Consider the following 9,205-nt stretch of genomic DNA (forward strand, 5'->3'; position numbering starts at 1 on the left):
ACAAAGATGAAAAATAACGATATTAAGTGGCAATCACATGATGTTGACGTAGTAGCAAGAGAAGCGCTGTTCGGTCAACAAAGTGCCGTTATCTGGTTCACTGGTTTATCTGGCTCGGGTAAGTCCACTGTCGCTAATGCGCTGGAACAGGCGTTGGCTGCGCGCGGTCAATTTACCTACTTGCTAGATGGTGACAATGTGCGCCATGGTTTATGTGCTGATTTAGGTTTTAGTGCCCAGGACAGAACGGAAAACCTGCGACGGGTTGGCGCCGTTGCCGGGCTAATGGTAGACGCGGGCTTACTGGTATTAAGTGCGTTTATCTCGCCCTACCGCCATCAGCGAGAGCTGGTAAAAAGCTTTATTCCAAACGGCAAATTTATTGAAGTACATATAGCTACTCCTCTGGAAGTGTGTGAGCAACGCGATGTGAAAGGCTTATATAAAAAAGCCCGTGCTGGTGAGATCAGCCACTTCACTGGCATTTCTGACCCATACGAAGCGCCAGAGCACGCGGATTTAGTACTAGACACTTCAACGCTATCATTAGAGGACAGTGTGCAACAACTGTTGCAGCTATTAAAGGTAAAAGGGATGATAAGTTAAATGCACTATTTAAACGCCGTTATTGATATTGCCGAACAAGCCGGTAAAGCCATATTGGCGGTTTATCAGCAAGATACCGCCGCGTTTAACATTACCGGCAAAGCTGATGACTCCCCGCTGACTGCCGCCGATTTAGCCGCCCATCAGTTAATTGTAAAAGCGTTAACCGCACTGACACCACATCTGCCCATTTTGTCGGAAGAAGCGGCGGATATTAGCTGGGATATACGTAAAACCTGGCAGCGTTATTGGTTAGTCGACCCGCTGGATGGCACCAAAGAATTTATTAAACGCAATGGCGAATTTACCGTAAATATTGCCCTGATAGACAATGGCGAACCCGTACTGGGGGTTATTCATGCGCCGGTGCTGAATAAAACCTACTACGCTGCCAAAGGCGAAGGCGCTTTTGTCAAAACGCCTGCCGGTGTTAAGGCGGCAAAAGTGAGCACACCTGGTGATGTCATTCGCGTTGTAGGCAGCCGCAGCCACCCAAGCCCCGATTTAGCTGGTTATCTGGCACAATTTGCCCAACACGACATGGTGCCGGTTGGTAGCTCTCTGAAATTCTGTTTGGTAGCAGAAGGTGTTGCCGACGTATACCCACGCTTTGGGCCCACGATGCAATGGGATACCGGTGCCGGCCATATCATTGCCTTGGAAGCCGGTGCCAGCGTAAGTTTTGATGGCATAGCCAGTAAAGTGTACCAGCGCGAGCAACTGTTAAATCCACACTTTATGGTGTCGACGCTTACACCGTGAAACGCCACTGAGTTAGCGACTACGCCGGTAAAATTGGTTACACTAAACGCAATTAATACAGGTGACTTATGCGTTTAGATAAATTTATATGTGATTGCACCGGCTTAACACGTAGCCAGGCAGGCAAAGTGATCCGGCAAAAATTGGTAACCCTTAACGGCGAGCTGGTAAAACAGGCGGCACTTCAGGTAAAAGACAGCGACGTTGTATGCTTGAACGATGAACAACTGCAGCTCATCGGCTTGCGCTACTTTATGCTGCACAAGCCCGATGGCTATATCTGCTCTACGGAAGACCCGGAACACCCCACGGTATTTACCTTGATGGACGAGCCATTAATCGAACGGCTGCATACTGTCGGCCGGCTCGATTTAGACACCACGGGTTTGGTGCTGATAACCGACGATGGCCAATGGTCACATCGTATCAGCAGCCCCAAACATCACGTTGCCAAAACCTACCGGGTTTGGACCGCCGATCCTATTCCAAATAGTGCTATTGAGCAGTTTGCTGAGGGCGTAATGCTGCGCAATGAAAAGAACGCTACTTTACCAGCCCAGCTGGAAATACTCGATGAAACTGAAGCTCTGCTAACCATTCACGAAGGCCGCTATCATCAGGTAAAACGTATGTTTGCTGCCATTGGTAATAAGGTGGTTAAATTGCACAGGGAGAAGGTTGGCGGGCTGCAACTACCGGACGATTTGGCTGAAGGTGAGTACATCGCTTTAACAACAACACAATTCGCCGAAATTACAGCCTAAAAATAACGCACTCATCACTGAAATTTGCGGTTATTTAGATGTACAAACGATACGACCAGGCCGCCAAAGCTGAAACCGACTAACTGCAACTGGAAGACAAAGCGTCTGGTTTATTTGCTGTGTAGTGCCAAGCTATCAAACTTGTTGTCCTATAGTTATTAAACCCGCATAACAGCGGGTTTCTCGTTTATTAGCGTGCTTTATATTACTTTCTTTTCACAAAACGAAACTATTACTTCAGGCAATCGCATACACTTAAACATTTTTGGTCTAAACAATATTGTAACCAAGGTGGCCAAAAAGTTTCATTTAGTTATGGAAACTGTGGTTATTTGCATTTACCCTACTATTGATGATTAATTTAGGAGTTTGTGGATAATGGATATGAACCTCTCAAGCGCTTGTAAATTGCTAACACTGCTGGGCATCTTGGGTTTAAGCGCCTGCTCAAGCACTATGCCTAGTATGGGCGGAAGCTCTGGTAATACTATTACCGGTGGTGCCGGCGGTAGTAATGCAGAAGGACAAAATTCTGCTTTAGAAAAATGTGACGCCCCGCTTGGCACTTTATCTGTTTATGAAGATCAAACCGGTGACTGGTGGGATTACTACAACAGAAACTACTCAAGTCTTGGCAGTACTGTTCCCGTTATTCGTACAATGATTCAGCAATCAAACTGTTTTGTTATTGTTGAGCGTGGTGTCTCCATGTCTTCAATGAATACCGAACGTGATTTAATGAATTCTGGTGAGCTTCGCGGTGGTAGCGACTTTGGTAAAGGGCAACTTGTCGCCGCAGACTATACTGTTAGCCCGTCCGTTCAGTTTTCAGCCAAAGACACTGGCGGTGTTGGTGGCTTAATTGGCGGCTGGGTTGGTGCTGTTGCCGGTGGTTTAAAAAGCAACGAAGCCGCAACAACATTGCTGTTAATTGATAACCGCTCGGGTGTGCAAGTTTCATCTGCGGTAGGTAATGCCAAAAACTGGGATTACGGTATTTTTGGTGGACTTTTTGCCGGCGGTTTCTTTGGCGCAGGTGGCTATACCAAAACGCCTGAAGGCAAAGTTATTACAGCAGCGTTTGCTGACTCGTACAACAACATGGTGAAGGCTTTACGTAACTATAAAGCACAAAATGTTGAAGGCGGTTTAGGCAAAGGCGGTAAGCTTAAAGTTAATTGATAATACCGAACAACGGCAGTTTCTGTTTAGGCTGCTGTTGTTCTATTTTTGTAGTTTATTCTCTTCTTTACATTTTTCAGTGCCGCATAATCCGCTAGCGTTGTGACTACACAACGGTGCATTATTGCACACGATGTTTTTGCATATATATTCCCTAATAGAAAAGGCATTACAATGAAATGGTCGGTTTTACTGGTGCTACTGGTGTTGCTTGGCCCTCATTTCAGCGGTGTTGCGGCTTCTGGCTGGACGACTTATCATAAATCAGATCAACTACTTATAGAGCATCGCGAATCAGAAAATGCTTTATTACAAGTACACGCAACCACCAAGGTGCGCTCGTCTATAGGTGCCTTTTTACATTTGCTCGAAGACACTAATAATATTTCTGCCTGGGTAACCAATAGCGAGCGGGCCATTGTGCTTGCCACGCCGTCATCGAATACCCATCTGGTGCATATTTACTTTGATGCTATTTGGCCGGTGTCACCACGCGACATGATTACGCAGTCTAGCTGGACGCAAGACCCCCAAAGCAAGGTGCTAACATTGCATATTGAGGACATGGGGCAGCACTTTTCGCCAGAGCCAGGTTATGTGCGGGTAGAGCAGGTGCAAGGACATTGGGAGTTAACACCGCTAGAGGGCGGTGTATTGCTTATTGACTACACCGGTCAGGCAGATCCGGCCGGGAAATTACCACATTTTATAACTGACAAAGTCACATTACGCTCACTGTTAAGCACATTTAGCGACTTGCAGCAGATATTATCAGGCTACCAAAAACCCTACCCAGGTGTACTGGAGTATTAACAGAGTAAAAAATAAATGCATGACCTACGCATTACTTGCCATTAAACGGTTATATGCTTTGCTTAAACCACCAGCAACCAATGCTGGGCTAACAATAATTGAGGACATAAGATGAATTTTATTCTGTTTTTACTTATCGGCGCCATAGCGGGCTGGCTAGCGGGTAACATCATGAAAGGCCGTGGCTTTGGCATTCTGGGAAACATCATCGTTGGTATAGTCGGCGCGTTTATCGGCGGCTTTTTATTCGGCGCACTAGGTCTGGCGTCTTTTGGTTTGGTTGGTTCACTCATTACTGCCACGGTAGGCGCTGTGGTGCTGCTATTTATTATTGGCTTGGTTAAAAAAGGCTGATAACTCAAAACAAGTCTAAAGACTTGCCGTTAGCTGGCGAGTCATCTTCTTTCTTCGCTTTAGCGTTTAACCGCGTTCTACGCTGCGTGAGTAATTTTAGAATATGCGCACGCTCAGCAGCCGGTTTAGCATGCCAGTTGAAGCGCTCATCTCGTGAACGCAGGCAGCCCGTGCAGTAACCGCGGCTGTTGCTTTGGCACACACCGATGCAGGGGTTGGGCAGTTCAAACAGCTCTAACTGATCCACGCGGCTACCTCGCTGGTTGATGAATGACTTAAGTGTACGTCGCCTATCACTTCAGGTGCAAACTATCGAACCGGTTTACACACACCAACACGCCGTAAATACGTCCCTGTAGGCTCGATTCGGCCATCCAGGCCTGCCACGGTTGGTTTAGTGTAAGCCGATTCTCACACCAGTAACGCAGCTTCCCAACTGACTATTTTTTATCAAATCAGAAAAACCTGTTGACTTCAGACTGATAGACGGCTATTTCTATAGGCAATTAAGTCTGCATTGCAGGCTGTATAACTAAAATAGTTTTTAACCAAGTAAATAAGTAAGAATCATATTATGCGTTTAGCTACTGTTCTGAACATTATTGTCCTCGTGGTCGTGGTGATTATTAATCTCCGCGGGGGCGGTGTTTTGGAAAAAAAGTAGCTTAAGGCGAAATCCAACAAAACCCCCGCTCCGCAAGGACCGGGGGTTTTGTCGTTTCCGGGCCTTGTAAAAGTGGGTTAGCAAACAGAGGAACAACAATGAAAGGCGCAGAATTGGTACTGCAGGTGCTGCAACAACACGGGGTAGAGACCATTTTCGGTTACCCTGGCGGCGCTATTATGCCTATTTACGATGCCCTGTATCAAAGCACGGTAAAACACTATCTGTGCCGGCATGAACAGGGCGGCGCATTTTCTGCCATTGGCTTCGCCCGCGCCTCCGGCAAGGTTGGCGTGTGCATGGCAACCTCCGGGCCGGGGGCGACTAACCTTATCACTTCGCTGGCTGACGCCATGCTGGACTCGGTGCCTGTTGTCGCCATTACCGGCCAGGTGTCGCAGGCCGTAATGGGCAGTGACGCGTTTCAGGAAATTGATGTACTTGGCTTAAGCCTCGCGGTAACCAAACACAGCTTTATGGTGCGTAGCGTAGAAGAGCTGGAAGCGACACTAAACCAAGCGTTTGCCATTGCCAAAAGCGGGCGCCCAGGCCCTGTTTTAGTAGACATCCCTAAAGACGTGCAGTTAGCAGAAATTGATTACCAGCCCCTAGCTAGCAATGCGCAAAAGGCAGTGTCGGTGCCTACGTCGCTGGCAAATGCCGCAAAGGCACGGGCACTTATTGCTGCGGCGAAAAAACCGATGGCGTATATCGGCGGTGGCGTGCATATGGCCGGTGCCATGCCTCAGTTGCAGCAATTTTTGGCTGACAACCCAATGCCATCTGTTACCACATTAAAAGCTATGGGGTCGGTTGCAAAAGACAATACACATTACATGGGCATGCTGGGTATGCATGGCACTCAGGCAGGCAATTTGGCCGTGCAGCAATGCGATTTATTAATTTGCTTAGGCGCGCGCTTTGATGACCGGGTAACCGGCAACCTGCAAAAGTTTGCGCCGCACGCCAAAGTAATTCATGTCGATATCGACCCGGCTGAAATCAATAAAGTGCGCTTTGCTGATGCGGCATTGCTGGGCGATATGAAACAAATTTTACCGGCAATCTCGGCCAGCACAAACTGCGATGAGTGGTTAGCCCACTGCGCCACGTTAAAGCAGCAGCATGGCTGGCGCTATGACCATCCGGGCGAACGTATTTATGCGCCGTTGATGTTAAAGCAGCTAAGTGAGCGCATGCCGGATAACAGCGTAGTGTGTTGTGATGTTGGCCAACATCAAATGTGGGTAGCGCAACATATGCGCTTTAGCAGCCCGCGTAATCATTTATCCAGTGGTGGCTTAGGTACTATGGGCTTTGGCCTGCCTGCAGCCATTGGCGCAAAATTAGCCCGGCCACAAGATACGGTAATCACCGTATCAGGTGACGGCTCGTTTATGATGAACGTGCAAGAGCTCGCTACCATTAAACGTTTTCGCCTGCCGGTAAAAATTGTCATTGTCGATAACCAGCGTTTAGGCATGGTAAAGCAGTGGCAACAGCTGTTTTTTAATGAGCGCTACAGCGAAACCGATTTATCTGACAACCCGGATTTTGTTGCATTGGCCGCCGCCTTTGCCATACCGGGCCACTGTATAACCCGCAAAGATGAAGTAGAAGGTGCATTGGAAGCCATGTTTACCTGGCCCGGCCCTTACCTGCTGCATGTTTGTATTGATGACAAAGACAACGTCTGGCCGTTAGTACCGCCGGGAGCTGCCAATGAAGACATGATGACGGAGGCAAAAGCATGAACCACGTACTGAATATCACCGCCAATAATACCCCGGCCGTTGTTGAGCGCCTGTTACAGGTTACCCGCTATCGCGGCTATGAACTGGCCGGATTACAACTGGCACCACGGGCTGACTCACGTAGCCTTTATATTACCCTGACGGTCAGCGGTGATAAGCCGATTCATTTATTAACCAGTCAGCTGCATAAACTGTATGACATTCAGCAATTGGAGCTGGCATCAGCGGAATTAGCCGTATTAAGTGCTTAAGCCCCCTTTAACCCTATACTAATTATTTACTGAACACACGGAGTAGCACAATGCCAAAGTTAAGATCCGCCACCGTTACTGAAGGCCGCAATATGGCGGGCGCCCGCGCACTGTGGCGAGCCACCGGTGTAAAAGACACTGATTTTGGTAAGCCGATTATTGCGGTGGTGAACTCGTTTTGCGAATTTGTACCCGGCCACGTGCACCTGCGTGATTTAGGTAAACTGGTGGCAAAAAGCATTGAAGAGGCTGGTGGCATTGCTAAAGAATTCAATACCATAGCCGTAGATGATGGCATTGCTATGGGCCACGGCGGCATGTTGTACAGCCTACCGTCGCGCGAGCTGATTGCTGACTCGGTAGAGTATATGGTAAACGCACACTGTGCTGATGCTATGGTGTGTATCTCTAACTGCGACAAGATCACCCCCGGCATGTTAATGGCCGCGATGCGCTTAAACGTACCGGCTATTTTTGTCTCCGGCGGACCGATGGAAGCGGGCAAAACCAAGCTATCGGATCAAATTATCAAGCTGGATTTAGTTGATGCCATGGTGTCAGCCGCCGATCCTAAAGTCAGCGACAGCGACAGCGAGCAAATTGAGCGCAGCGCCTGCCCAACCTGTGGCAGCTGCTCGGGCATGTTTACCGCCAACTCGATGAACTGTTTAGTCGAGGCCCTGGGTTTAGGCCAGCCGGGTAATGGCTCGCTGTTGGCCACCCATGCTGATCGTAAAGAGCTGTTTGTACAGGCTGGTTTCAGAATTATGGAACTGTGCAACCGTTGGTATAAAAATGATGATGCCAGCGCCTTACCGCGTAATATCGCCAATAAAACCGCTTTTGAAAACGCCATGATGTTAGATATCGCCATGGGCGGCTCTACTAACACGGTACTGCATTTACTGGCCGCGGCTATTGAAGCCGAAGTCGATTTTGGCATGGCCGACATCGACCGTTTATCTCGCATCGTGCCGCACTTGTGTAAAGTAGCGCCGTCGACACAGAAATACCATATGGAAGATGTACACCGCGCAGGTGGTGTTATGGGTATTTTGGCGGAACTTAACCGTGCCGGTTTATTAAACCCTAACGTACCGCATGTCGCGGGCAATAGCTTGGGTGCAGTGCTGGAGCAATGGGATATTGCAACCACCAGCAACGAAGACGCCAGACAAATGTATTTAGCCGGCCCGGCAGGTATTCGCACCACGCAGGCATTTTCGCAAAACTGTCGTTACCCCACTCTGGATGACGATCGCGTAGACGGCTGTATTCGCAGTAAAGAGCATGCCTATTCGCAGGATGGCGGCTTAGCCGTATTGTTTGGCAACCTGGCGCCGCAAGGCTGTATTGTTAAAACCGCTGGGGTAGAAAAAGAGAATTTAGTGTTTACCGGCCGCGCGCGTATTTTTGAAAGCCAGGACGACGCAGTAGACGCAATTTTAAAAGGCAACGTGGTTGCAGGTGATGCTGTGATTATTCGCTACGAAGGCCCTAAAGGTGGCCCGGGCATGCAGGAAATGTTGTACCCCACCAGCTACTTAAAGTCGATGGGCTTAGGTAAAGCCTGTGCCTTAATCACTGACGGCCGTTTTTCTGGTGGTACTTCTGGTTTGTCTATTGGCCACGTATCACCAGAAGCCGCCAGTGGTGGTGCTATCGCCTTAGTAGAAGAAGGCGATCGAATTGAAATTGATATTCCGCAGCGCAAAATTGGTATTGCCGTAAGTGATGAGGTGCTCGCACAGCGCCGTGCTGCGATGGATGCCAAAGGTAAGCTGGGCTGGAAGCCAGAGAACCGCCAGCGGGTAGTCAGCACAGCGTTAAAAGCTTATGCCTTGTTGGCAAGCAGTGCGGATAAGGGCGCAGTAAGAGATTTAAGCAAGTTAGAAGAATAAGCAGCAAAACTTGAGACGAAGGGACAAGGTGTACTTTCGCAGCAGCGGCAGGGATGCCGCGCAGGCTGAAAGGGCACAGGGATGTGCTCCTTGAAGGCGGCGAAGAAAGTATTTCCTTGGCGCTGAGTTTAAACCTGAGCCTTAGGCTGCGACA

The 9,205-nt window shown here is 48.7% G+C and carries 10 protein-coding genes; 9 read left to right on the forward strand and 1 reads right to left on the reverse strand.

Annotated elements, in window-relative coordinates:
* Positions 1 to 6 precede the first annotated feature (6 nt).
* From cysC to ORJ00_RS12830, 6 genes are all read left to right on the forward strand, one after another.
* Positions 7 to 606: an adenylyl-sulfate kinase gene (gene cysC / locus ORJ00_RS12805; protein ID WP_306140041.1), complete on the forward strand. Its 600-nt coding sequence runs from the start codon at positions 7 to 9 to the stop codon at positions 604 to 606.
* A complete protein-coding gene (gene cysQ / locus ORJ00_RS12810) occupies positions 607 to 1,368 on the forward strand; it encodes a 3'(2'),5'-bisphosphate nucleotidase CysQ (protein ID WP_305977796.1) in 762 nt (253 codons plus the stop codon).
* Between the two features lie 68 nt (positions 1,369 to 1,436).
* A complete protein-coding gene (rsuA, locus tag ORJ00_RS12815) occupies positions 1,437 to 2,132 on the forward strand; it encodes a 16S rRNA pseudouridine(516) synthase RsuA (RefSeq protein ID WP_306140042.1) in 696 nt (231 codons plus the stop codon).
* Between the two features lie 378 nt (positions 2,133 to 2,510).
* Positions 2,511 to 3,314: a CsgG/HfaB family protein gene (locus ORJ00_RS12820; protein WP_240474800.1), complete on the forward strand. Its 804-nt coding sequence runs from the start codon at positions 2,511 to 2,513 to the stop codon at positions 3,312 to 3,314.
* A gap of 174 nt (positions 3,315 to 3,488) precedes the next feature.
* On the forward strand, positions 3,489 to 4,127 hold the full coding sequence (locus ORJ00_RS12825) for an START domain-containing protein (RefSeq protein ID WP_306140043.1): 639 nt from the start codon (positions 3,489 to 3,491) through the stop codon (positions 4,125 to 4,127).
* A 111-nt stretch (positions 4,128 to 4,238) separates the two neighbouring features.
* Complete coding sequence (locus tag ORJ00_RS12830) at positions 4,239 to 4,481, forward strand: GlsB/YeaQ/YmgE family stress response membrane protein (RefSeq protein WP_027669419.1); 243 nt, start codon at positions 4,239 to 4,241, stop codon at positions 4,479 to 4,481.
* A gap of 4 nt (positions 4,482 to 4,485) precedes the next feature.
* On the opposite strand, the gene ORJ00_RS12835 is transcribed toward ORJ00_RS12830, so the two are convergent.
* Entirely contained in the window at positions 4,486 to 4,728 is a 243-nt protein-coding gene (locus ORJ00_RS12835) for a DUF1289 domain-containing protein (RefSeq protein ID WP_306126564.1), read from the reverse strand.
* Positions 4,729 to 5,243: 515 nt separating this feature from the next.
* Between ORJ00_RS12835 and ilvG the strand changes: the two genes are divergently transcribed.
* From ilvG to ilvD, 3 genes are read left to right on the forward strand one after another with little or no spacing between them, the layout of a single operon-like run.
* Positions 5,244 to 6,899 (forward strand): acetolactate synthase 2 catalytic subunit, encoded by a 1,656-nt coding sequence (gene ilvG, locus ORJ00_RS12840; protein WP_306140044.1) that lies wholly within the window; start codon positions 5,244 to 5,246, stop codon positions 6,897 to 6,899.
* Positions 6,896 to 7,150 carry an acetolactate synthase 2 small subunit gene (gene ilvM, locus ORJ00_RS12845; protein ID WP_306140045.1) on the forward strand — a complete coding sequence of 85 codons (255 nt, stop codon included), beginning with the start codon at positions 6,896 to 6,898 and terminating at the stop codon, positions 7,148 to 7,150. Before ilvG ends, ilvM begins: the two co-directional genes overlap by 4 nt.
* 50 nt (positions 7,151 to 7,200) lie before the next feature.
* Positions 7,201 to 9,051, forward strand: a complete 1,851-nt coding sequence (gene ilvD, locus ORJ00_RS12850; RefSeq protein ID WP_027669423.1) for a dihydroxy-acid dehydratase — start codon at positions 7,201 to 7,203, stop codon at positions 9,049 to 9,051.
* Positions 9,052 to 9,205: the final 154 nt, after the last annotated feature.

This window comes from Rheinheimera baltica (assembly GCF_030731985.1).
GTDB classification, from domain to species: Bacteria; Pseudomonadota; Gammaproteobacteria; order Enterobacterales; family Alteromonadaceae; genus Alishewanella; species Alishewanella baltica.

Coding starts and splice junctions, on each gene's coding strand:
- rsuA (WP_306140042.1), top strand. CDS start 1,437: ATGCGTTTAGATAAATTTATATGTGATTGCACCGGCTTAACACGTAGC.
- ORJ00_RS12825 (WP_306140043.1), top strand. CDS start 3,489: ATGAAATGGTCGGTTTTACTGGTGCTACTGGTGTTGCTTGGCCCTCAT.
- ilvG (WP_306140044.1), top strand. CDS start 5,244: ATGAAAGGCGCAGAATTGGTACTGCAGGTGCTGCAACAACACGGGGTA.
- cysC (WP_306140041.1), top strand. CDS start 7: ATGAAAAATAACGATATTAAGTGGCAATCACATGATGTTGACGTAGTA.
- ORJ00_RS12820 (WP_240474800.1), top strand. CDS start 2,511: ATGGATATGAACCTCTCAAGCGCTTGTAAATTGCTAACACTGCTGGGC.
- ilvM (WP_306140045.1), top strand. CDS start 6,896: ATGAACCACGTACTGAATATCACCGCCAATAATACCCCGGCCGTTGTT.
- cysQ (WP_305977796.1), top strand. CDS start 607: ATGCACTATTTAAACGCCGTTATTGATATTGCCGAACAAGCCGGTAAA.
- ilvD (WP_027669423.1), top strand. CDS start 7,201: ATGCCAAAGTTAAGATCCGCCACCGTTACTGAAGGCCGCAATATGGCG.
- ORJ00_RS12830 (WP_027669419.1), top strand. CDS start 4,239: ATGAATTTTATTCTGTTTTTACTTATCGGCGCCATAGCGGGCTGGCTA.